This is a genomic window from Microbacterium sp. KU4F (assembly GCF_056868075.1).
This window is the reverse complement of record NZ_CP200324.1, coordinates 681,835-703,479: the sequence shown is the minus strand read 5'-3', so window position 1 is coordinate 703,479 and position 21,645 is coordinate 681,835. Positions and strand designations below refer to the sequence as shown.

General features: G+C 69.3%; 20 protein-coding genes, 1 tRNA gene and 2 pseudogenes. 11 read left to right on the top strand and 12 right to left on the bottom strand.

Annotation, left to right across the window (positions count from 1 at the left end):
• Nucleotide 1: 1 nt before the first annotated feature.
• From AC1VNH_RS03530 to AC1VNH_RS03520, 3 genes and pseudogenes are all read right to left on the bottom strand, one after another.
• Nucleotides 2-1,465 carry a chlorohydrolase family protein gene (locus AC1VNH_RS03530; protein WP_483109892.1) on the bottom strand — a complete coding sequence of 488 codons (1,464 nt, stop codon included), beginning with the start codon at nt 1,463-1,465 and terminating at the stop codon, nt 2-4.
• Nucleotides 1,462-1,797 carry a hypothetical protein gene (locus AC1VNH_RS03525; RefSeq protein WP_483112683.1) on the bottom strand — a complete coding sequence of 112 codons (336 nt, stop codon included), beginning with the start codon at nt 1,795-1,797 and terminating at the stop codon, nt 1,462-1,464. Before AC1VNH_RS03525 ends, AC1VNH_RS03530 begins: the two co-directional genes overlap by 4 nt.
• 106 nt (nt 1,798-1,903) lie before the next feature.
• Nucleotides 1,904-2,326 (bottom strand): annotated as a pseudogene (locus AC1VNH_RS03520) (amidohydrolase family protein); the annotation flags it as partial.
• Nucleotides 2,327-2,812: 486 nt separating this feature from the next.
• Between AC1VNH_RS03520 and AC1VNH_RS03515 the strand changes: the two are divergent.
• Both AC1VNH_RS03515 and AC1VNH_RS03510 read left to right on the top strand, forming a co-directional pair.
• A complete protein-coding gene (locus AC1VNH_RS03515) occupies nt 2,813-3,466 on the top strand; it encodes a formylglycine-generating enzyme family protein (RefSeq protein ID WP_483109890.1) in 654 nt (217 codons plus the stop codon).
• A 32-nt stretch (nt 3,467-3,498) separates the two neighbouring features.
• Nucleotides 3,499-6,501: a hypothetical protein gene (locus tag AC1VNH_RS03510; protein WP_483109888.1), complete on the top strand. Its 3,003-nt coding sequence runs from the start codon at nt 3,499-3,501 to the stop codon at nt 6,499-6,501.
• A gap of 10 nt (nt 6,502-6,511) precedes the next feature.
• Here AC1VNH_RS03510 and AC1VNH_RS03505 read toward each other — a convergent pair whose 3' ends face one another.
• Complete coding sequence (locus AC1VNH_RS03505) at nt 6,512-8,524, bottom strand: DUF262 domain-containing protein (protein ID WP_483109886.1); 2,013 nt, start codon at nt 8,522-8,524, stop codon at nt 6,512-6,514.
• A 162-nt stretch (nt 8,525-8,686) separates the two neighbouring features.
• Here AC1VNH_RS03505 and AC1VNH_RS03500 point away from each other — a divergent pair, with 162 nt between their 5' ends.
• The 6 genes and pseudogenes from AC1VNH_RS03500 (at nt 8,687) to AC1VNH_RS03475 (ending at nt 14,219) form a co-directional block, all read left to right on the top strand.
• Nucleotides 8,687-9,460, top strand: a complete 774-nt coding sequence (locus tag AC1VNH_RS03500; RefSeq protein ID WP_137417202.1) for a hypothetical protein — start codon at nt 8,687-8,689, stop codon at nt 9,458-9,460.
• Between the two features lie 130 nt (nt 9,461-9,590).
• A complete protein-coding gene (locus tag AC1VNH_RS03495) occupies nt 9,591-10,022 on the top strand; it encodes a hypothetical protein (protein ID WP_483109884.1) in 432 nt (143 codons plus the stop codon).
• 83 nt (nt 10,023-10,105) lie between these two features.
• The gene (locus tag AC1VNH_RS03490; RefSeq protein WP_483109882.1) at nt 10,106-10,891 is read left to right on the top strand and encodes a DeoR/GlpR family DNA-binding transcription regulator; all 786 of its coding nucleotides are present in this window, start codon (nt 10,106-10,108) and stop codon (nt 10,889-10,891) included.
• Nucleotides 10,888-11,813: pseudogene (locus tag AC1VNH_RS03485) on the top strand (1-phosphofructokinase family hexose kinase); the annotation flags it as partial. The gene AC1VNH_RS03490 and the pseudogene AC1VNH_RS03485, both read left to right, overlap by 4 nt.
• Before the next feature lie 42 nt (nt 11,814-11,855).
• On the top strand, nt 11,856-13,916 hold the full coding sequence (locus AC1VNH_RS03480) for a PTS fructose transporter subunit IIABC (RefSeq protein WP_483109881.1): 2,061 nt from the start codon (nt 11,856-11,858) through the stop codon (nt 13,914-13,916).
• A 33-nt stretch (nt 13,917-13,949) separates the two neighbouring features.
• Entirely contained in the window at nt 13,950-14,219 is a 270-nt protein-coding gene (locus tag AC1VNH_RS03475) for an HPr family phosphocarrier protein (protein WP_274285521.1), read from the top strand.
• Between the two features lie 69 nt (nt 14,220-14,288).
• Here AC1VNH_RS03475 and AC1VNH_RS03470 read toward each other — a convergent pair whose 3' ends face one another.
• The gene (locus AC1VNH_RS03470) at nt 14,289-14,927 is read right to left on the bottom strand and encodes an MBL fold metallo-hydrolase (RefSeq protein ID WP_483109879.1); all 639 of its coding nucleotides are present in this window, start codon (nt 14,925-14,927) and stop codon (nt 14,289-14,291) included.
• 109 nt (nt 14,928-15,036) lie between these two features.
• Between AC1VNH_RS03470 and AC1VNH_RS03465 the strand changes: the two genes are divergently transcribed.
• Both AC1VNH_RS03465 and AC1VNH_RS03460 read left to right on the top strand, forming a co-directional pair.
• Nucleotides 15,037-15,112 (top strand) — tRNA-Glu (locus tag AC1VNH_RS03465).
• 173 nt (nt 15,113-15,285) lie between these two features.
• A complete protein-coding gene (locus tag AC1VNH_RS03460) occupies nt 15,286-15,759 on the top strand; it encodes a CinA family protein (RefSeq protein WP_483109877.1) in 474 nt (157 codons plus the stop codon).
• A 4-nt stretch (nt 15,760-15,763) separates the two neighbouring features.
• Here AC1VNH_RS03460 and AC1VNH_RS03455 read toward each other — a convergent pair whose 3' ends face one another.
• The 7 genes from AC1VNH_RS03455 to AC1VNH_RS03425 all read right to left on the bottom strand — a co-directional run bounded on the left by AC1VNH_RS03455 (nt 15,764) and on the right by AC1VNH_RS03425 (nt 20,518).
• Entirely contained in the window at nt 15,764-16,300 is a 537-nt protein-coding gene (locus AC1VNH_RS03455) for a hypothetical protein (RefSeq protein ID WP_483109876.1), read from the bottom strand.
• The gene (locus AC1VNH_RS03450) at nt 16,297-16,704 is read right to left on the bottom strand and encodes a DUF4383 domain-containing protein (RefSeq protein WP_137417187.1); all 408 of its coding nucleotides are present in this window, start codon (nt 16,702-16,704) and stop codon (nt 16,297-16,299) included. The genes AC1VNH_RS03455 and AC1VNH_RS03450 overlap by 4 nt, the downstream gene beginning before the upstream one ends.
• Before the next feature lie 148 nt (nt 16,705-16,852).
• Nucleotides 16,853-17,380 (bottom strand): hypothetical protein, encoded by a 528-nt coding sequence (locus AC1VNH_RS03445; RefSeq protein ID WP_483109874.1) that lies wholly within the window; start codon nt 17,378-17,380, stop codon nt 16,853-16,855.
• An 88-nt stretch (nt 17,381-17,468) separates the two neighbouring features.
• A complete protein-coding gene (locus tag AC1VNH_RS03440; protein ID WP_483109873.1) occupies nt 17,469-18,218 on the bottom strand; it encodes an anti-sigma factor in 750 nt (249 codons plus the stop codon).
• Nucleotides 18,218-18,817, bottom strand: coding sequence for an ECF RNA polymerase sigma factor SigK (gene sigK / locus AC1VNH_RS03435; protein WP_234075273.1), 600 nt, complete (start codon nt 18,815-18,817; stop codon nt 18,218-18,220). The genes AC1VNH_RS03440 and sigK overlap by 1 nt, the downstream gene beginning before the upstream one ends.
• A gap of 64 nt (nt 18,818-18,881) precedes the next feature.
• Entirely contained in the window at nt 18,882-19,973 is a 1,092-nt protein-coding gene (locus tag AC1VNH_RS03430) for a DUF4349 domain-containing protein (RefSeq protein ID WP_483109871.1), read from the bottom strand.
• Complete coding sequence (locus AC1VNH_RS03425; protein WP_483109869.1) at nt 19,970-20,518, bottom strand: RNA polymerase sigma factor; 549 nt, start codon at nt 20,516-20,518, stop codon at nt 19,970-19,972. The genes AC1VNH_RS03430 and AC1VNH_RS03425 overlap by 4 nt, the downstream gene beginning before the upstream one ends.
• Before the next feature lie 121 nt (nt 20,519-20,639).
• On the opposite strand from AC1VNH_RS03425, the gene AC1VNH_RS03420 reads away from it, so the two are divergent.
• Nucleotides 20,640-21,638 carry a TerC/Alx family metal homeostasis membrane protein gene (locus AC1VNH_RS03420; RefSeq protein ID WP_483109868.1) on the top strand — a complete coding sequence of 333 codons (999 nt, stop codon included), beginning with the start codon at nt 20,640-20,642 and terminating at the stop codon, nt 21,636-21,638.
• The last annotated feature ends 7 nt before the right edge of the window (nt 21,639-21,645 follow it).

Genomic DNA, 21,645 nt, shown 5'->3' with positions numbered 1-21,645 from the left:
CTCACGCTGTCGGAAAGCTCGGCGGGAACAACTCGTCGGTCGAGACGGGCACGTCCGTACGCTCTCCGTAGCCGCGCTTCAGGAGCGCGAAGATCGACTGCGCCTGCGCGCGGAGCTCAGCCATGTCGGTACCCACGAGCTCTCCGTCCCGAACGCGCACTACCCCGCCCACGATCGAGAGAGTAAGGGCTCGGCCTGTCGAGTGCTGCACGAGCGTGCGGATCGGATCGTCGATGACGCCGTCGCGCACATCGTCGAGCCGGAACGCCACGAGATCCGCCGTCGCGCCGACGGCGATCCGCCCGAGATCGTTCCGCCGGAGCGCCTGGGCCCCGCCGAGCGTCGCCGCGCGGATGTAGTGGGCGTGGGCGCCCGCGTCCAGCCTCCCGGCGAGGATCTTCGCGACGGAGCTTCCGACATCGATGCCGCGGATCAGGTCGGGCGGAAAGGAATCCGTCCCCAGGGCGATCGCGACGCCCGCCTCGCGGTAACGGTCGACGTGGTCCAGCGCCGCGCCGTAGCGCGCGGACGTCAGCGGACAGTGCACGATCGTGGCCCCGGCGTCGGCGATGCGATGAAACGATCCGCCGCCGACCGTGCCCGCTCGCGGATTCTCGTCGACATAGATGGCGTGGGGGATGAGGAGCCGGTCCGTCAGCATCCCCGCCTGCTCGATCAGATCGAGCGAGGTCGTACCGCGCTCGCGGAGCAGGCGCAGCTCTTCCAGGCCCTGCAGCGCATGCAGTCGCACCGGAACGTCAAACTCTTCGGCCGCCTCGGCGGTGCGGGCGAGGAGGTCGTCGGTCATCGTCTCGACACGACACGGCAGGAGGGCGCCCGACGCGAGGGGTGAACGGCGCTCGGCGACCCACCGCAGAAAACGCACGGCGTCGGCGAATCCTGCCTCGCCGCGTGCCGGCTCCCAGTGGATGCGAAGGCTGCCGTCGGAGCCGGCGACGGGCACGCCGCTGCGATAGCTGGGGCCGAGCACGACGCGTATACCGAGATCCTCGGCCGCTTCCACCATCTGAACCGCGTCATCGAAGGTCTCGGCCCAATCGCTGTGCACTTCTGACGCGATGGGCATCGCGCACGTCACGCCGTGTAACAGCAACTGCGCGAAGGCGAAACGCCGCATGACGGCACGCTGCGCGGCGTCGAGCACCGGCACGCGGTCGGTGCGCCTCGCGTGACGCTCCGACCATTGCAGTCGTCGCGCCGCCGCGGGATCGTGCCATGAATCGAGAATCGCGTGGTCGATGTCGGCGAGAGCGTCCAGGTCGATGAGGCCAGGCATGAGGATCGCATCACCGAGTTCGAGGACCTCGCCGCATGCTTCGTCCGACGCAGGACCCACGGCCACGATCCTGTCGTCCACGATCCGCACCTCGCCATCGATGAGCAGCCGATGGTCATCGCCCGCGGAGACAAGCACCCAACGTGCCCGCAGAGTCAGCGTGTTCACCGGAGCACCCCCGTCTCGGCCACAATCCGCCCCTGATGCAGGACCGTGCGATCGCCGGGACGATCCATGACGGCCGAGGTCGGCGTCTCCGCATCAAGGAGTACGAAATCCGCCGCGTCGCCGACCGCGAAGCCGCGATGCGTGTCGACGGTGCGTTCGGCATCCAGGATGCGTGCTCCGCCGACGGTGGCGATGTGCAACGCCTCTTCGATCGCGTCGTCTCGGCGCAGTCCGGCGGCGTAGCTGAGCTGCCAGGTGCGATCGAGCATGTCTGTGTTCCCGTACGGCGACCAGTAGTCGCGCTGACCGTCCTGGCCGAGTCCGAGTCGGATGCCGCGCGCCAGGATCTCGGACAGCGGGCTGGAGCCGGCCCCCGGGAGCGATGGTGGTCAGGGCGATGTCTAGTTCGGCCAGTTCGTCGAGCACCGCTCCGCGCGGCGCCTCGGGAAGATCGGCCAGGCAGAAGGCGTGCGCAATCGTCACTCGGCCTCGATAGTCGAGCGCGCGCACGCGCTCGATGATCTTCCGAATGGTGAAGTGACCGAGTTCACCGGGCTCGTGCAGGTGGATGTCGACCCGCACTCCGTGAGTCTCCGCGAGGTCGAAGACGATGTCGAGGTGACGGCGCGGGTCACCGTCCAGCGCGCAGGGGTCGATCCCTCCGACGACGTCGGCGCCGTGTCGGAGAGCGGCGTCGATGAGTTCCGGCACACCCGGCTCCAGCAGCAGACCGGCCTGGGGGAATGCCACGATCTCGACATCGGCTCGTTCCGCGTGTCGGGTTCGGGCCTCGAGCACGCCTTCCAGTCTTTCCAGCCGGCAGTCCGCATCGATCTGCGCATAGGCGCGGGCACGTGTCATGCCGTGGCCGATCGCACGGCCGAGCGTTTCGGTTGCCCGATCGGCGACGGATGCGCCCGCGTCGCGCCAGTGCGCGCGATCATTCGCGATCTGGTTCCACAGGGAGCCGGGCTGCGCGGTGTGCGGGCGGAACGGGAGGCCGATGCGCGTCGAGTCCAGGTGGACGTGCGCGTCGGTGAACGCGGGCAGTGCGAGCCGCCCGCCGCCTGTGAGGATCGGTCCTTCCGTAGCGGTGCCGGCGGGGAGAATCGCCGCGACGCGCCCTTCCCTGATCACCAGATCGACGGGGCTGCCTCCCCAGGGGCGTACGTCTACCAGGGTCAACGTCATGGCAGTCTCCAGGTGGTATACCGAATGTGGATCTGAGTCGCCACAACTCGGCGCTGACTCATGATCTGGACAGTAGCGGTATACCGTTACGGGTGTGTTGCGCCGGGATAGCGTGCGCGCACGGTCAGCGCGCGGCACACCGTTTAGGGTGGCGGGATGGTCGATATCGAGATGCGGGCACTCGATGCCGGAACCGTCGTCCTGGGCGACGCGCGGGGACGAACGCGGCGCACCGTCGAGATCGGGGCCTTCGAGATCGGCGTGTACCCCGTCACGGAGGAGGTCCTCGCCGAGCTGCTCGGCATCGAGGTGCGCCATCCGCGAGTGCCGGCCACCGACCTGAGCTGGCTGCGCGCGGTCCGTCTGTGCAACGCCGCATCCGAGTGGGAGGGGCTGGATCCCGCCTACGTCTTCGACGGCGCGGAGGTCACCTGGCACCGGGATGCCGACGGCTACCGCCTTCCGACCGAGGCGGAGTGGGAGTACGCCTGCCGCGCCGGGTCCGCCGCCGCGCACTATGGTCCGCTGACGGAGATCGCGTGGACGGCGGCGGACGGTGTGGCTCGTGCGCAACGCGTGGGCGGTAAGATGCCGAATCTCAACGGGCTTTTCGACACGCTCGGCAACGTGTGGGAGTGGTGCTGGGATCTGCTCGACCCCTCCGCAGACGACGATCGTCGGGTGTTCCGCGGGGGAAGTTTCGCGAGTGATGCGTTCAGCGCCCGCGCATCCACGCGTCGTGGCGCGCTCCCGGATGCGGGCGGAGACGACATCGGCATGCGTCTGGCCCGCGGTCCACAAGAGGCGTAGGGCGCCCTCCGCGACCCCCTACGCTGGGTCGGATGAGCGGCGAGGGGGAGTCGGGGGAGCTCGCCCCGCGCGCGGACGGCGAGGAGCGATACGCCGACGACCGTCCGCGTCCGACACCCTTGTGGGCTCTGCTGTCGCGGTGGCTCCTGAGGTGGGAGGCCTGGCTGCGCTCGCACGGCGGCCGCCCGCTTCGCATGACGATCGGCGGCTTCTGGATCGCCGTGACGGCGATCGCCGCGTTCCTCCTGGTCGGGCCGATCATCAACCCGCCGCTCGGGCTGGAGGAGATCACCGACTCGGCTGAGCACGCGACCGACACGTGGATCGCGCGGGACTTCGACGTCGACTACACGTTCACGCGGGACGATGACGGGCGGCTGCAGGCGGAGGTCGTCGAGACGATCACGGCCTTCTTCCCCGACGATGTCGACGAGTCGGGCGTCCGGCGCGTGCTGTCGACCCAGTACCAGGGACACGACCTCGCGCCGCGCGACGTCACGGCGTCGATCGACGGCGTCGCGGTCGAACCTCGTCTGCTCGAGCGAGGGGATCGGCTCACGTTCGTGCTCGACACGGGCGAGCGGCTGAGCGGCGACCACGAGTTCGTGCTGCGCTACCGCATCCAGGATCTCGCCTACACCTCGACCGATGACATCACCGGTGACGGCGTCGATCTGCTGGAGTGGAGCGTCTTCGGCCCGGACTGGCCGCAGGGGTTCGCTGCGCTCGACGTCAGCGTGACGGTGCCGGAGGAGCTCGACGCACTGCTCGTTCGTCAACCTTCCGGCGGCGTCGCCTGGACCCTGGTGAGCGGGATGGACTGGCTCGAGCCCGAGGACAGCTCGCCGCCGGGCAAGAAGACGTACGCGTTCACCGTCGACCAGAACGTCCCCCCGCACGCGACCGCATGGTTCCGGATGCTGTTCCCCGAGGGCACCTTCACGATGCCGCCGCCGACCGGCCTGTTCCTGTTGCAGACCTTCGGTCCGCTCCTGCCGCTGGCGATCCTGCTGCTCACGCTGCCCTTCGCCATCGCCGCGCGTGCCGTGGCGTGGAGCGATGCGCGCGGTCGCCCCTGGTACGTCGCGCAGTACGACCCGCCGAAGGGCGTCTCCGTCGCACAGGCCGTGCAGATCGTGCAACGCCCCCGCAACCGTGAGCTCGCGCTCGCCGTCGCCGCGGTGCGCGGCACACGTCGATCCGCCCAAAGCACGGTCCTGATCGCCGCGGGGCGCGCTGCGCGGCAGAGCGGGCGGGTCGGCGACGGCTTCCGGGCGCGCGCGGGATATCTGCTCGACCGATCCAGATCGCGCCAGATCGCAGACGGATTCCGCCGCATCCCGAGCGGCTTCGTCCGCGACTGGTTCATCGCCGCGCCGCTCGCGCTGACCGTCGTGCAGCTCGCCATCATCCGCCAGCTCTCGCACCAGGAGACGCTCGCCGTGATCTGGTGGCCCGGCGTTTTCGTGCTCGTCTCGCTCGCGGTGTCGGCCATCGTGGTGTGGATCGCCGTCTCCGCCCGCCCGTTGACCCGGAAGGGCGCTCTCGCGCGGCAGTATCTGGCGGGCATCGACGCCTACGCCCGGCGCACCTCGATGTTGACGCGCACCACGATCGACGACGCGTTGCTGCCCTACGCCGTGATCGTGGCCGACCCACGGGAGGCGGGGCGCCGCGTCTCTGCGCTCGTCGAGCGCGAGCTCGGCGGCGACGCAGAGCTGCGCGCATGGCGCACCTCGGACTTCCTGTCGTGGCCCCGTCTGCTCGTGCGCTCCGCCGCTCTCCTGATTGTCGCGGGTGCGGTCGTGCTCGTCGCCGTGATGCCCAATCCCTACCTTCGGCTCACGACGTACGAGCGGTGGGACTTCGAAAACCCCGGCACGCTCTACACGCAGGTCGCCAGTGTGGACGTCGACGCGCGCCTCAGCGCGGATGGCGACCGACCGCGTCTCGACGTCGTGCAGACCGCGGTGGTGGACTTCGACGACGAATCCCATCGCGTGCCGCAGTTCGCGACCCCCGTGCGCACAGCGATCGAGGGTCAGTCGCTCGGGCTGGAGGTCGACGAGGTTCGGGTCGACGGTGAGGCCGTCCCGTTCCATCTGTCGCTGCGCGACGACGCGGGCACGATCACGACCGCGATGACCCAGGTGCGCAGCGGCCGGGCCGAGGTCGAGGTGCGCTACGCGTACACCTCGCCGGCCGTGGCGGGGGAGGCCTCGCGAGCATCGGGGCGAGAGGGTGAGTCGGTCGACCGCATCCGGTGGGCGGCGCTGGTCGACGGGTGGGAGAGCGGGTGGACCTATCCGTCCGAGCCCGATCCGGTCACCGTCACGCTGCGCGTCGACGACGAGGTCGCCCAGCGGGCCTTCTCTGCCGGCTGGTTGCGCGAGGACCCCGAGACATCCGAGGATGCGCGCGATTGGAAGGACTCTTCGTATGCCTTCGGCACGCTGGAGCCGGAGCTGAAGCCGCCGCCCTCCTCCGGCGAGCAGGCGGGCACGATCACGGAATCGGACGAATCGCTGTCGGATGCACGTGTGCATTCCCTCCGAGTCACGCACGGCGAGTACGGGTACCCCACCGACAGCCTCTATGCGGATCTCGGCGTGCTCCTGGAGTTCCCCGCGGGCACCTGGGTGGGACCCGATCCCACTGCGCGCGACGCCGAGCAGTTGGCCTGGGCGCTTCCCACGATCATCGTGCTCTCGACCGCCGCCGTCGCCGTCGCACTGGGGTTGACCGCCGTCGTCGCCTGGCGCGTGCGCGGGACGCGCCGGATGGCCCCCGGTCTCGTCCGCGACGTCTTCTGGTGGGTCACCCCGGCGACGGCGTTGGGCGCCGTCATCGTCGGCGTGTGGGCGACCGCCGACATCCCCGCCGATTGGCCTGAGGTCGCCCTGCAACTGCCGGCGTGCGGGCTCGCTCTGCTCGCCGCGATCACCGCGGCCGTCGCCGTGAGGCCGGTCGCTGCGCCTCGCCGACCCGACGACCGTGCCTGGATGCGGGCGCGCGACCCGCAGCGAGACGCCTGAGCTCTGCGGCTCAGTCGCGCATCGCGTTGCCGATGTAGGAGTACTTCACGAAGACCTCTGCGGCGATCCCCGCCTCTTCGAGTACGCCCTGCACGGCGGCGAGCATGTATCGGGAGTCCCAGCCCATGTAGAGGAAGGCTCCGTCGCCGAGCTCGTCCCACTGGCCGTTCCATGCCCGGGTCTCGTATACCGGACCGCCGCGCCGGGCGCTGAACGACAGGAGGTCCTCACGGGCATCGGCCCACAGCCGCTTGAAGATGCGGTTGAACAGGGACGCGATGTCGTAGATCTCCCAGTGCTCGCCGCGGTACTCCACGTACGACCACTCCTGCTGCCAGCCCGGCGGAAACCCGCGGCGCTTCTTCGCGTCGAGGATGGGGGTCAGATCGTCGTCGTCGATGAGCACATCGGCTCTGCGGCGCCACACCGCGAGGAACTGCTCGATGAGCACCACGGTGCGCCGGGAGATCGCGGCGGTGTTCCACGCCTCGAGGTCAGCGACGGATGCGGTCAGCTCGACGGCGCTGCGTCGGTACAGGTCGCGCTTGTCCGGGAACGAACGGTCGAGCGCGCGCTCCGCGAGCGGTTCCTCGAGTAGCGCGAGGTTGCCCAGTGTCGCCGCCAGCGCGCGGTGGCTGTTCTGCTCGTCCTCCGAGAACTCGCTCCAGGTGCGAACGCCGTCGCCGCTCCAGCCGTCGCCCGGTGCGAGCGGGACGATGTGCTCGACGTCGAGATCCGCCGCGGAGTCGCGTCCGGCGAGGCGCGCCAGCACGTAGGCGGGATGCGGCAGCGGAGTGAACTTGAGGGCGATCCGCATCCGCTCGTCGGAGGGCGTGATGCGCCCGAACGCATGGCTCAGCGCCTCGGGACCTTCGGCTCGTGCACGACAGAGACGCGCGACGAGCCGATCGTTGGTGAGACCGGCGACCAGCCGGCGCAGCAGAAGCGCCTGCAGATCCTCCAGCGCCTCGATCAGTGCGTCGCGGTCGATGACGCCCCGCTCATGGTCGCGGTAGGCGGCCATCACCAGGGGGAAGGTGCCGCGCCCGAACGTGCCGAGGAAGCGAAGCTGCGCGGCGACACCCTCGTCGGGGGCGTGCGCGGGCTCGAGAAGCACGCGGTAGATCTCCGAGTACGCCTTCCACTCGGCCGCATCCCGCTCCAGGGACTCGGCTTCGAGGACCGGGAACTCGCCGCGGAACGCGTCGTAGACGGCGCGCGTCGTGCCCCCCGTGAGTTCGCGTCCGGTGCGCATCACCAGGTAGTGGCGCCAGAAGTCCGCGATCGCCTCACCCGTGTTCTGTTCGATCGGCAGCCAGAACCGCTCCTCGATCTCGGTCTGCTCCGCGTGGGTCAGACCCATGAGGATGTAGTTGTGGATGAGCTCGTGGTCGCGCAGCGGCTCGCCTGTCGAGTTCAGGCTCTCGAAGATCTGCTGCGCGTTGGCATCGGCGCCGAGCGCGATGGCGACGTGCTCGAGACGCTGGAGTCCTCGCCAGATGCGGGGCGCCTCCTCGGGGCGGATCTGGCTGCGGAAGAACGCGTAGTTGTCGTCGAAGCGCGATGTGCGATCCTCGGCGTCGGCCTCTCGTCGATCCAGCACCACGCTCTCGAAGACGTCCGCCCACGCCCGGTGAGGGCGCAGTTTCGTGCGGTGGGTTTCGCCGCCGCGCACGAGAACCTCGTGCAGGCGTGCCGCCAATGCAGGGTCGCTGTCTCGCACGGTGTGCTCGAGGGCGGCGACCAGAAGCATCAGGGTCGTGATGCGCTGCTGGCCGTCGATCAGCACGAGCTCCGCGTCGTCGGAGTCCCCGCCGCGCGACGACAGGATGGAGGCGAGGAAGTGGGTGTGCCCCTCCGGGAGGTCAGCGACCTGGCGCACATCGGCCAGCAGCTGCTCGCAGCCGCCGATGTCCCAGCGGTACTGCCGTTGGTAGACGGGAACGACGATGGCGAGGTCGGGATCGCTCAGCCAGGCGATCGTGTTGACGGCGGTCGCATCGACGTTGGTGGCGGTGGCCATGATCCTCGATCTCGTTGCGGGCGAAGCGCGTCGCGCGGGGCGACCAGACCACTCTAGGCCGGGGCAACGGGCCTCCCGGGTATTGCCGAGGTGCCCGAGTAGGCTGGCCTTACCTGGGCCAGTAAAAACGCGCTGACCCCCCACCGAAAGGCATGATTCGTCATGGGTTACATCAAGTCCGCCGCTCTCGAGGAGACCGGCTACGTCGTCCTCGACAGCTACAACCAGGAGCTCGATCCCAAGGAGTGGCTCGACATCGAGTACAACGACTGGAAGTCCTCGGGCGACACCCGGTTCGCCCCTCTTGCCAGCGCCTTCGGCGAGATCGAGTGCAACGGGTTCTGGAACCACAAGCCCCCGCGCACCGACAAGGATGGCGTGTGGATCGATTCGCAGGTCGCGAAGGCCCCGAACCTCGTGCGCCGCGCGCAGGAGCCCGGTGCGAACGTGGGCCGCTGCCGTGTCATCGAGCTGCAGCCCACGCCCTACGGCGACTGCCTCTACAACCTGCACCAGGACGACAACAACCGCCTGAACCCGGACGGAACCGGCTGGGTCGTGCGCGGCTTCTTCAACCTGACGGACGACAAGGACAGCTACTTCGTTCTGCGCGAGAACCGCACGGACCCGCGTGGCGAGGTGCGCATCGCGCTCCCCGCCGGCGCGCAGCTGATCATCGACACCCAGCGCCTCTGGCACGCGGCCACGCACAACGGCACCGACCCGCGCTACTGCCTCATCACCTCGTGGACGTCGGGTCCCGAGCTCGACGCCTACATCGAGAAGTACCACGGCGTGAACCACGTCGAGAGCGTCGAGGTCCCGCAGGACGTGCTCGAGCACGGCTACGCCGAGCAGGCGCGCAAGGATGCGGCGCGCGCGGCGTACTACGCGGCGAAGGGTCAGGCGGCCGTCCAGGCCATGAGCGAGGCCTGAGACCCCTCACAACGGTGGCCCGATCCGCAGCGCGGATCGGGCCACCGTTTTGCGTGCACGCGCCCACCCGTCAAGAGGCGGGGCCGTCAGGAGGCGATGACTCAGGATGGAGCGGAACGAGGGGGAGGGCATGCAGCCGAGTGAGGTGGTCATCGACGCGCCCAGAGCGCGGGCAATGCGCACATGGATGATCGTGACGGTCGTCTGCGCGATCGTGGGTGGGGGTGCGTTGATCGTCGCGGCCATCCTGGCGGTGACGATCCCGTTCGCCGGCTTGGGTGTGGTGCCCGCAGTGCTGATCCTCGCTTTCGGCGGGTTCCTGAGCTTTCTCGTCGCGGTGGTCGCCTCGTTCGTGCGTGTCGACATGTCCGCCACCGACGGCAAGGCGATCGAGTTCGCGATCGCGAGTGCCGGTTTCGGCCAGATCGACGCACGGCGTCTGTTGCGAGGCGACGCCGTCGTCACCTCATCCGGGCACTGGGCTCGCCTGCGGCGCACTTCCGACGGAGAGCGCAGTTGGATGATCGTCACGCTCACGCCGGCGGGCCCTCGGCTCATGTGATCGACCCCCTGTGGTTTTTACCTGGCCCGACCGTTTGTTTGTGTGGCTTTGTGTTGTAATGTGTTGATCCTTCGAGGAGGATCATGTACGCAACGGAGCGCCAGGCGGCGATCGAGCGAATCTTGGACGCCGAGGGACGACTCGTCGTCGTCGATCTCGCGGAACGCTTCGACGTCACCACAGAGACCGTCAGGCGCGATCTCGCATCCCTGGAGCAGCGCGGTGTGCTGCAGCGCGTGCACGGCGGAGCGGTCGCTCAAGGCCGCTCCAGCACTCGCGAGACGTCGATCAGCGAACGCATCCATGAACGCAGCGATGCGAAGGGGCGCATCGCCCGTGCAGCGCTGAACCTCCTTGGCGATCGCTTCAGCGGATCCGTGCTGCTGGACGCCGGTTCCACGGTGGGCGCACTCGCGCAGGAGCTGCCGTCCTCCCTGGCGATGCGCGGAGGGCGCGCGGATGTCGTCACGCATTCCTTCGCCCACGCACCTCTGCTCGCGGAACAGGACGGGATCGACCTCACGCTCGTGGGCGGTCGGGTGCGTCGCGTGACGGGCGCTGCGGTCGGGGCGACGACGGTCGCCGCGATCCAGGGTCTTCGCCCTGACGTCGCCTTCCTCGGCACCAACGGACTCTCCGCCGCGTTCGGTCTCAGCACCCCCGATCCGGAAGAGGCTGCCGTCAAGCGCGCGGCGGTCGCGGCGGCGCGTCGCGTCGTCGTGCTCTGCGATGCGCAGAAGTTCGACCTCGAGCTCCTCGTCTCGTTCGCGCCGCTGGCTGCGCTCGACGTGCTCGTGACGGATGCGGCTCCGCCCGCCGCGCTGGCGGAAGCGCTCGAGCGCGCCGACATCGAGGTGGTGGTCGCATGATCGTCACCGTCACCGCCAACCCGTCCCTCGATCGAGCCGTCTCGCTGGCAACCCCGCTCCAGGTCGGCGAGGTGCAGAGCGCCCTCGCCGTGCGCGAGGATGCGGGTGGGAAGGGCGTGAACGTCTCCCGCGTCGTCGCGGCCGCAGGAACGTCGACTCTCGCCGTGCTTCCGCTGGCCGACCAGGATCCCTACGCCGCCGCGCTCGCTCAGACCGGCATCCCGGTGCGGTCCGTCCCCGTGCACGGCCATGCCCGTGCGAACCTCACCCTGGCGGACCCGCACGGCACGACGACCAAGATCAACCTGCCCGGCGCCGAGCTCGGCGCGGCGGATGCGGACGCGTTGATCGAGACGATCGTCGCGGCCACGGCAGGTGCCGACTGGCTCGTGCTCGCAGGATCCTTGCCGCCGGGTGCGGGTGACGACTTCTACGTGCGCGCGATCCTCGCCGTGCGTGCTGCGCACGGCGATGCGACTCCTCGCATCGCCGTCGACACCTCCGGCGCCGCACTCGCGGCGGCCGTGGCCGAGGCCCGCCCTGATCTCATCAAGCCCAACGAGCATGAGCTCGCCGAGCTGACCGGCGCTCCCGCCGACACGCGCGACATCGACGGCATCGTCGCTCTCGCGCAGGACCTCGTCGGCCCGCGTGTCGGTGCAGCACTGGTGACGCTCGGCGCCGCGGGTGCGCTGCTGGTCACAGAGGACGGCGTCTGGGTGGGAACGGCCCCCCGCATCACGGCGGTCAGCACGGTGGGCGCGGGCGACAGCTCCTCGCCGGATACCTGCTGGCCGATGTGGCCGGCGCCGAGCCCGCCGAACGTCTGCGTATGGGGATGCGATACGGCGCGGCCGCCGCATCCCTTCCTGGAACCCAACCCCCGACCCCGGCGGATCTTGTGACCGCCGAGATTCCCGTGCAGCGGATCATCCGCTGACGAACCCGACCACTGGAGGTCATCGTGTCCGACACCATCACACCGGAGCTCGTCGTCCTCGACGAGGATCTCGGCGCCGACAAGGCAGCCGTCATCCGGGCCCTTGCCGCGCGCGTGGTCGCCGCGGGTCGGGCCACGGATGCCGACGCGCTCTTCGCCGACGCCTGGGCGCGCGAGGAGAAGGATGAGACCGGCCTGCCCGGCGGCATCGCGATCCCGCACGCGAAGAGCCCCGCCGTCTCGCAGGCCTCTCTCGCCTTCGCGCGGCTGAAGCCCGCCGTCGCCTTCGGCGCAGGCGACGGCCCGGCCGATCTCGTCTTCCTCATCGCTGCTCCCGCGGACGCCGCCGAGGAGCACCTCGCCGTGCTGTCGCGCCTCGCGCGGAGCCTGATGCAGGAGTCGTTCACCAGCGACCTGCGCGCCGCCGCCGATGCCGCATCCGTCGTGTCCACCGTGCGCCAGGCGATCGGCGAGGAGCAGGCCGCAGCGCCCGCGACGACCCAGGCGGCGCCCGCCGCATCCGCTTCCACCGCGCTCGAGGTCGACGGCCGCCCCGCGCGGATCGTCGCCGTCACCGCCTGCGCGACCGGAATCGCGCACACCTTCATGGCGGCCGACGCGCTGACCGCGGCCGGCAAGGAGCAGGGCATCGACCTCATCGTGGAGCCCCAGGGCTCCAGCGGCTACAAGGCGCTTCCGCAGAGCGTGATCGACGACGCCGACGCGGTGATCTTCGCCGTCGACGTGGATGTGCGTGAGCCGCAGCGGTTCGCGGGCAAGCCCGTCGTGCGCTCGGGAGTGAAGCGCGGCATCGAGCAGCCCGTCGCCCTCATCACCGAGGCTCTCGCCGCGGCCAAGGACCCGAACGGCGCGCGCGTGCCGGCCGCGTCCGGCTCCGGTTCGGCGTCGAGCAGCGCTCCCGCGCAGAACGCGCGATGGGGCGCGAAGATCCAGCGCATCCTCCTCACGGGTGTGAGCTACATGATCCCGTTCGTCGCCGGCGGTGGTCTGTTGATCGCTCTCGGCTTCCTCCTGGGCGGTTATCAGGTCACCGCTGACGCCGGCAAGGTGATCATCGACAACTCGCTGTGGAACCTGCCGACGGAGAACATCACGTCGCCGCTGGGCCCGATCGGTCAGTACCTGGGATCCGTCGCCTTCATGATCGGTGCGACGTCGATGGGCTTCCTGGTCTCGGCGCTGGCCGGCTACATCGCCTTCGCGATCGCCGACCGCCCCGGCATCGCCCCCGGTTTCGTCGCCGGTGCGGTGGCCGTGCTCATGAACGCCGGCTTCATCGGCGGCATCATCGGCGGTCTGCTCGCCGGTTTCATCGCCTGGTGGCTCGGACGCCTCAACCCGCCCCGCTGGCTGCGCGGTCTGATGCCGGTCGTGATCATCCCGCTGATCGGCTCGATCATCGCTTCGGGACTCATGATCCTCTTCCTGGGCCGGCCGATCGCCGCACTCATGGACGCCCTGAACGTGGGACTGACCGACCTCGCCGGTACCGGAGCGATCGTCGTCGTCGGCATCATCCTCGGCCTCATGATGTGCTTCGACCTCGGCGGTCCTGTCAACAAGGTCGCCTATGCCTTCGCGACGGCGGGGCTGGCAAGCGTGTCAACGGCCGACATCCACGCGGTGCCGTTCCTGATCATGGCCGCCGTCATGGCCTCGGGCATGGTCCCGCCGCTCGCGATGGCGCTCGCCTCGACTGTCCTCGCACGTGGTCTGTTCACGCCGGTCGAGAAGGAGAACGGCAAGGCGGCCTGGCTGCTGGGTGCCGCCTTCATCAGCGAGGGCGCCATCCCGTTCGCCGCTGCCGACCCGCTCCGGGTGATCCCGGCCAACCTCGTCGGCGGCGCCATCACCGGTGGTCTCAGCATGGCACTGGGCGTCTCGTCGCTCGCACCGCACGGCGGCATCTTCGTCTTCTTCGCCATCGACCCGATCTGGGGCTTCCTGATCTCGCTCGTGGCCGGAACCGTCGCCACCGCCCTCGTGGTCGTCGCGCTGAAGAAGTGGGTCGGACGCAAGGAACTCGCTCAGGCGGAAGCGACCGCAGCACCCGTCGCGGCCTGAGAGCATAGAAGGGTAAGACGAGAGGAATCACTCATGGCAGAACGTCAGGCGACAATCGCCAGCAGCTCGGGCCTTCACGCCCGCCCCGCCAAGCTCTTCGTGCAGGCGGTGCAGGAGAAGAAGCTCCCCGTCACGATCGCGCTCGAGGGCGGCCCCGACCTGAACGCGGGAAGCATCCTGTCGATCATCGGTCTCGGTGCCTCGCACGGCAGTGTCGTGACCCTGAAGGCGGAGGGTGAGGGGGCCGAGCAGGCCCTCGATGAGCTCGTCACGCTGCTCGAGACGGACCTCGACGCCGAGTAGAGCGTCCTTCAGATGACGAAGGCGGATGCGGACACCTGCGGGTGCCGCATCCGCCTTCGTCGTTCGTGCTCAGAGTTCGAGCGTGTCGCCCGGCTCGAGCACGACGAGCTCTCCGCCGTGTTGCTCCGCGGCCCACTTCAGTCGGGCGCGGCCCATCTCCTTGCCCGCGACGGACAGCGTCATGTCGTGCGTTCCGAACACCTGGCGTGGTTTCACGGCGAGAACGAAGTCCATGGCGTCGCCGATCTTCAACCAGGGCGCGCCGACGGGGGCGGCGAGCACGGCCACGTCGTGGCCCTTGGGGAGGGCGTACGCGTCGCCCGGGTAGTAGAACGTGTCGTCGACCAGGACGCCGACGTTGTCGATCACCGGGATGCTCTCGTGGATGACGGCGTGGCGCCCGCCGAAGAAGCGGAGGCGGAACGGCTCCACCTCGACGGTGTCGCCGGGGGCCACGACGGTGATGTCGTATCCCGGCGCGGCGTTCTTGACGCCCTCGGGCGCGTAGATGGGCAGCCCGGGATTGGCGGCGATGAGGCGATCGATGTGATCGGCCGTCCAGTGGTCGGGGTGCTCGTGGGTGATCACGAGGGCCGCGACGTTCGACGTGTCGGGCAGGGGAGTCGTGAACGAACCGGGGTCGATGATGAGCTTGCGGCCCTGCTTCTCGAGGGTGAGGGCGGCATGCTCGTGCTTGGTGATTCGCATGACGCGAGTCAACTCTTCGCGGCTCGTCGGGGCAACCCGACACGGATCCCGGCCTCGATTTGGCGCAACGCAAGACCGCATGGCATACTTGAACGGTTGCCACGGCAGCGGCCCCATCGTATAGCGGCCTAGTACGCCGCCCTCTCACGGCGGTAACGCGGGTTCGAATCCCGCTGGGGTCACCAACAGAAAACCCCCGGTCAATCCGGGGGTTTTCTTGTTTTCTGGATGGCTCCCGCTTCGGCGGTGTCCCTCTCGTGTAGTGCGCGCGGGTCACCGAAGCAATCCCCTCAGGTCGCGTCCGGTCACGGCATACGGTGCCGACGTCCGAGACGATCGAGGGGAGCAGGATGTGGACGTGACCGAGAAGATCGGTGAGCTGGCGACGGCCGCGGGCATCCGCGTCGCGGCGGCGGAGTCGCTGACCGGAGGGCAGGTGTGCACGGCCCTCGGGGCGACGCCGTGCGCATCCGACTGGTTCGCCGGAGGAGTCGTCGCCTACACGATCGAGACGAAGAACCTCGTGCTCGGGGTGCCCGAAGACATCGACCCGTGTTCGGCGGAGTGCGCGCGGACGATGGCTGCGGGGGTGCGCGATGCGCTGGAGGTGGATGCGGCCGTCGCGACGACGGGTGTGGGCGGGCCGGATCCGCAGGACGGGCACGCCCCCGGAACCGTCTTCATCGGCTGGGCGCGGGGGCCGCACGCCGGAGCGCGCGAGTTCTCCTTCGAGGGAGACGACCCGGAGCAGATCGTCGAAGCGACCACGCACGCGGCGCTCGAGATGCTCGCCGAGGTCCTGGAGGGTGCGTCAGGCGTCGACGACCGCTGAGGGCTCAGTGGTGCGGCACGACCGGGACGGTGCCGTCATCGCGCAGCAGGATCCCGTCCTGGACGGCGCCGAGGGCCGGGGTCACCAGCACCGCGATGAGCGCGGCAGCGGCAAGCAACTGGCCGACCCGCAGATGCTGCGCGGGGACGTCGCGGCGCGTGGCTGCTGCCGCACAGGCTCCGAGGGTCACGCTGAAGGCGACGCACACGGCGACGCCCACGATGCTCGTGTGCGCGGGTTCGCTCGCCAGCAGCGACGTCGCGGCGAGTATCGCGAGGAGGGCGCCCGCCGTGGTGGAACGAGGCGCGAGGAGGCGACCGGCGCGAAGCGCCGCGATACCCCATCCGAGACCTGCGAGCCCCAGGCAAGCGGCTCCGACACCGATGACGCGGTTCGTCGACGTCGCGTCCGGGAGCACGACGGCGCCCGCCCCGAGAGCCGCGAGCACGAGCGCGGCGCCCCAGGCGAGGGCGGCCGGCCACGGCCCGGCGAGCAATTCTGCCCGCCGGCCCGCGGCCGCGCGCGTGTGCTGGATGCTCATGCCGTGGCGACGCGGGCGCCGCGGTCGGCGCCGACGCCGATGGCGAGCAGCACGACGGCGCTGCCCAGGTGCAGGAAGTGGTCGGGGACGTTCAGCGCCAGGATGTTGGCGGCCGTGCCCACGAGGAAGAACCCGGCCACGCCGAGCAGCAGGTAAGCGGCGCCGACGACGGTGTTCACCGTCTTGGCTGCACGGACGTTGGCGAGGCCCGCGACGAGCAGCGCCGCACCGATGAGCAGGTGAGCGACGTTGTGCAGCGGGTTCACGGCGAAGATGCCGAGGAGGAGCCCTCCTTCAGTGGCGAGGAACCCCACGCCGCCGGTGACGGCGAAGCCGAGGAGACCGACGAGGAGATAGATCGCGCCGAAGATGGTCGCGACGAGGCGGTTCGGGGAAGAGCTCATGATGACCTCCGGTGTAGGGAGGATGCGACCGTGTGCCGCATCCATCACTTGTTCGTCACGGCCCCGAGAACGGATGGGAGGACTTTCGGGCTCCTCACAGAGAACGGGGCGCCGCTCCCGAAGGAACGACGCCCCGTGCGCGGCGATGTCAGTTGAGAAGACCGCCGAGGTCGAGGTTGGAGGTGAGGCCGTCGACGAGGTCGCCCACCTGCGTGCCGATGTCGCCGACGGATCCGCCGACCGACGTCTCGGGGGCGACAGGTGTCTCGATGCCGGTCTCGTTGCCGGAGCCGACCGGTGCCTCGACAGGAGCCTGCACGTCGTTACCGGAGGCGACCGGCGCCTGCACGTCGTTGCCCGACGCGACCGGCGCCTGGTTGCCGGAGAGCACGTCGCCCACGATGGGTCCCTGGATCACGCTCACGTCGCCGACAGAGGTGTCGGGGGCGACGGATGTGTCGGGGGACACCGAAGCACTTCCGGCCTCGATCGCGCTCGTCAGCCAGGTCTGCGCGGCTTCGACCGGGGCGCTCAGCGTCGTGGTGAAGGTGGACCAGTCGCCTCCGCGGGGCTCGTCTGCCGAGGCCGGCAGCGCGAACCCGGCGACAGCGATCGCTGCAGCGCCCGCTCCCGCAGCGGTGATGATTGCCAGACGGTTCTTCGTGTTCGTACGCATCGATATCTCTCCTTGTTTTCCGTCTGCGACCTTTCGGCCGCACACAGGTCATCCGAAGCCGCGACTCGAACGGATGGGAGGAAATATCTCAGGTCGTGATGGCGAACATCGCGTCCGTCGTGGGAAGACCGCTGGGCGATCCGCCCGCGGCCTCCACGGTGACAGCGATCACGTCGCCGGGCTGGAACGTGCCGGCGAGCTCGGAGACGGCGTCGTCGGCCGAGAAGGTGCCGGCCGGGAGGGGGGCGCCATCGCGGATGAACCACATCTCGAACGTCTTGTCGTCCTCGAGCGTCGGCATGCCGTCCGTGACCAGCACGGCCCGTCCCGTGGATGCGGACCAATGCGCTGTCGCGGACGCGCCATCGTCGAGGGTGACGCTCGCCGACTGCGCGTCGGGAGCGTCCTGGATCTGCTCCAGGGCGACCTGAGCGCCGTCCTCGGGGGTCAGCAGGCGCCCGAGCGAGAGGCCGCCGATGCCGAGGGCGAGGATGAAGGCGAGGGAGGCCGCGAGTGCGAACCACATCCGTGAGCGGGGGCGGCGCGGCGCCCGAGCGGGGGCCGGGTCCACGGTCGGTTCAGCGGGAGCGGTCGATCGCGGAGCGTTCTGCGGCACGGTGGCGATCCGCGAGAGCAACGAGTCACGGACCTGCGGACGGGGTACCACGTCGCCTGCGCCGTCGGCAAGGGCCGCTGCGGTGTCGAGCTCCATGGCTACGATCGTGTCCCAGGCGGGATGAGCGGCCAGAAGCTCCTGGAAGCGCATCTCGTCTTCGGTGGAGAGCGCGTTGAGGGCATGGCCAGCCGCGAGGTCGCGGAACTCATCTTCTTCTTCCATCACTGCACCCCCATCCTGGTTCGCAATCTGCTCAATCCATCACGCATGCGTGTTTTCACGGTTCCCAACGGCGCCCCGACGAGGGCGGCGATCTCGGTCTGAGAGTAACCGCCGTAGTAGGCGAGGACGATCGTCTCGCGCTGCGCTTCGGGTAGCCCGGCGAGCGCCTCGGAGACGCGCCCGCCCTCGATCTTCAGTTCCACCGTCTCGGCGACGCCGTCATATGCGACGTCGAGATCGCGAAGGCCGACGCGTGCATCACGATCGGCGCTGGCCTGCGACGCCCGCACGCGGTCGACGGCTCGGCGGTGCGCGATGGTGAGAACCCACGACCTTCCTTGTCCCTTATTCGGAGCGAAGCGCGAAGCGGATTGCCAGATCTCGAGAAAGACTTCCTGCAGCACCTCCTCGCTCTGCGAAGGGTCGACGAGGACGCGACGGATGAGGCCGAACATGCGCGGAGACAGCATGTCGTACAACTGTGCAAAGGCGTTCTGATCGCCCCCGGCGATCGCGGCGAGCAGCGTCGCCACATGATCGATTCCCCCCGAGCCGTCCTCGGGAACCTCGACGCCGTCGATCACCACAGTCACCAGCATGCCTTATCGCGCACGCAACCCCCTGCGGGCACGCGGCGGACAGGACCGCGTGGTAGTCCGTCACTCAGGGCGATGGGTGGGACGCGCCCGGGCCTCCGGACGCGTCAACGGCATCGTCTGATCGGCGGATGCGACGCGCGCGACGCGCACGTCGCACCGCCCACACGATCACGCCGGCGACGGCGATCACCGCGAGCCACGGAAGGAGGAAGCCCAGCCCGATGACGATCCCGTTCACGGTCGCGACGAGCCCCGCCCATCCTGCGGCGATCCCGTCGCCGAATCCGGCGGGATCCGCTTGCGGCGCTGCGTCCCTCGAAGCGAGGTTGACGGTCAACGTCGACATCGCGACCTGATCCTCCAGCATCTCGAGCTGCTGCCGGTCCGCATCCAGCGCCGCCTGACGGTCGGCGAGGGCGGACTCCGCCGCGATCAGGTCCGCGACCGACGCCGACTGCGCAAGCAGCTCGGTGAGGCGCGCGACCGACGTCTCCTGCGCCGCTATCCTCGCCCGCAGGTCGACAGCCTGGTCCGTGACGTCGAAGCGATCCACCGACGACGCCGACACGGTTCCCAGAGCACCGACTTGATCGATCACATCCTGCAACCGGTCGGCGGGCACCCGCACCGTGATCGAGCTCTGCCCGGGCACCGGGTACACCGGATCGGTCGTGGCCGGAGAGCCGGCGATGCTCGCCGACGAGACGTACCCCTGCACACCCGTCACGATCGCGGTGATCTGCTGCTGAGTGTCTTCGGGGTCGTCCACGCTCATCTGGATCCACCCCGATGCGGAGACCTCGCGGCTCGTATCCGTCGCTGCGGACCGCCCGCCGTCGGCCCCCACGATGTCCTGCGCCGCGATGGCACCCTCCTGGATCTGGACACCGACAGGCGCCGAATCGTAGAGGGACACCGGGTTGGTGACCTCGGCCCCGCGACCGCCCAGGACGACGGGCGAGACGAGCGCGGCCAGCGCGACGACCGCGACACCGGCGGCGGCGACCGCCCACCCGCCACGGCGTCGCGCCCGCCGGCGGACCCGGTCGAACTCGAGATCACGGTCGATCCCTCGCTCGATCCGGTCGATCTGCTCTGCGGTCGGGCCCTCCGGCAAGGAGCGCTCCTGCCCCTGATCCCGGTCGTCGATCGTCATGATGCGTTCCCCTCCTGGACGGTGCCGCGCAGGCGGCTGCGGATGCGGGAGAGACGGTTGCGGACGGCGCCGTGGGTGAGGCCCAGCTCGGCGGCCGCGGCATCGTAGGCGTAGCCGTGCGCGGCGCACAGCACGAAGAGCTCGCGATCGAGATCGCCGAGACTCGCCACCTCCCGGGCGACGCGATCGGCCAGCTCGGAGTCGATGACCGCCTGCTCCACGTCGATCGGCGACGGCATGCGCTCGTCGAGTGTCGCGCCGACGTGCTCGCGTTCGCGGCGCAGCGCACGCAGGCGGTTCGCGCACACCAGGCGACAGATCGTCGCGAACCAGGGGAGAGCCGAGGCTCCCTCCAGTCGGAAGCCGCGAAGCTTCCGCCACGCCGTGACGAACGTTTCCTGTGCCGCGTCCTCGGCGTCCGCGGTCGTCGGCAACAGGATCGCCGCGATGCGGTAGACCGCGTCGATGTTGCCGCGATACAGCGCGCGGAAGGCCTCGTGGTCTCCGTGCGACGCGCGCGCGATCAGCTCCCCATCGCTGGTCATCGTGCCCCAATCCCTCAGCGCCGGACGCGCCGACGTCTTCTCTCACCCTCAAGTGTCCTCGGCCGCCCGATCGTCTCAGATCCGCATAAACTGTGGCGTTCGCCGATTCCGAAAGGCTCTCATGGGCTTCGAGATCCCGGTGTGGTTCCAGATCGTCGCGCTGATCGTGCTCGTTCTGATCCTGGCCGCCGACCTTCTTCTCATCCTCCGTCGACCCCACATCCCCTCCGCGCGGGAGGCCACCCTGTGGGTCGTCTTCTACGTGTCGCTCGCGCTCGTGTTCGCCCTCATCCTGCTGTGGGTCTCGGGCAGTGCGGATGCGGCGGGCCAGTTCGTGGCCGGATGGTTGACGGAGTACAGCCTCTCGGTCGACAACCTGTTCGTCTTCGTCCTGCTGATGGGGCAGTTCGCCGTCCCACGCAAGTACCAGCAGGAGGTGCTGATGGTGGGGATCATCATCGCGCTCGTGCTGCGAGGCATCTTCATCGCGTTCGGTGCCGTCCTGATCGAGAACCTCTCGTGGATCTTCTACGTGTTCGGGCTGTTCCTGGTCTGGACGGCCTGGCGTCAGGCCTTCCCCGGGGACGACGAGCACGGCGAGCAGCGCGAGAACGCCGTCGTGCGGATGCTGCGGCGCTTCGTCCAGATCAGCGACCAGTACGAGGGGTCGAAGCTGCGCACGGTTGTCGGCGGCAAGAAGGTCTTCACGCCGATGCTGCTCGTGTTCGTGGCGATCGGGTTCACGGACCTCGTCTTCGCGATCGACTCCATCCCGGCCATCTTCGGCATCACGCAGAGTGCCTTCATCGTCTTCACCGCGAACATCTTCGCCCTCATGGGGCTGCGCCAGCTCTACTTCCTGCTGGGCGGACTGCTCGATCGCCTGCGCTACCTCCACTACGGGATCGCGTTCATCCTCGCCTTCATCGGCGTGAAGCTCTTCCTCCACGCTCTGCACGAGAACGAGCTGCCCTTCATCAACGGCGGCCACGGCGTCGAATGGGCGCCCGACATCTCCGCCTGGGTCTCGCTCGTCGTGATCGTGGTCGCGATGGCGACCGCGACCGTCGCGAGTCTCGTGGCGGCACGGCGCGAGGCGGCATCCGTCGACGAGGGCTGAGTCGCGC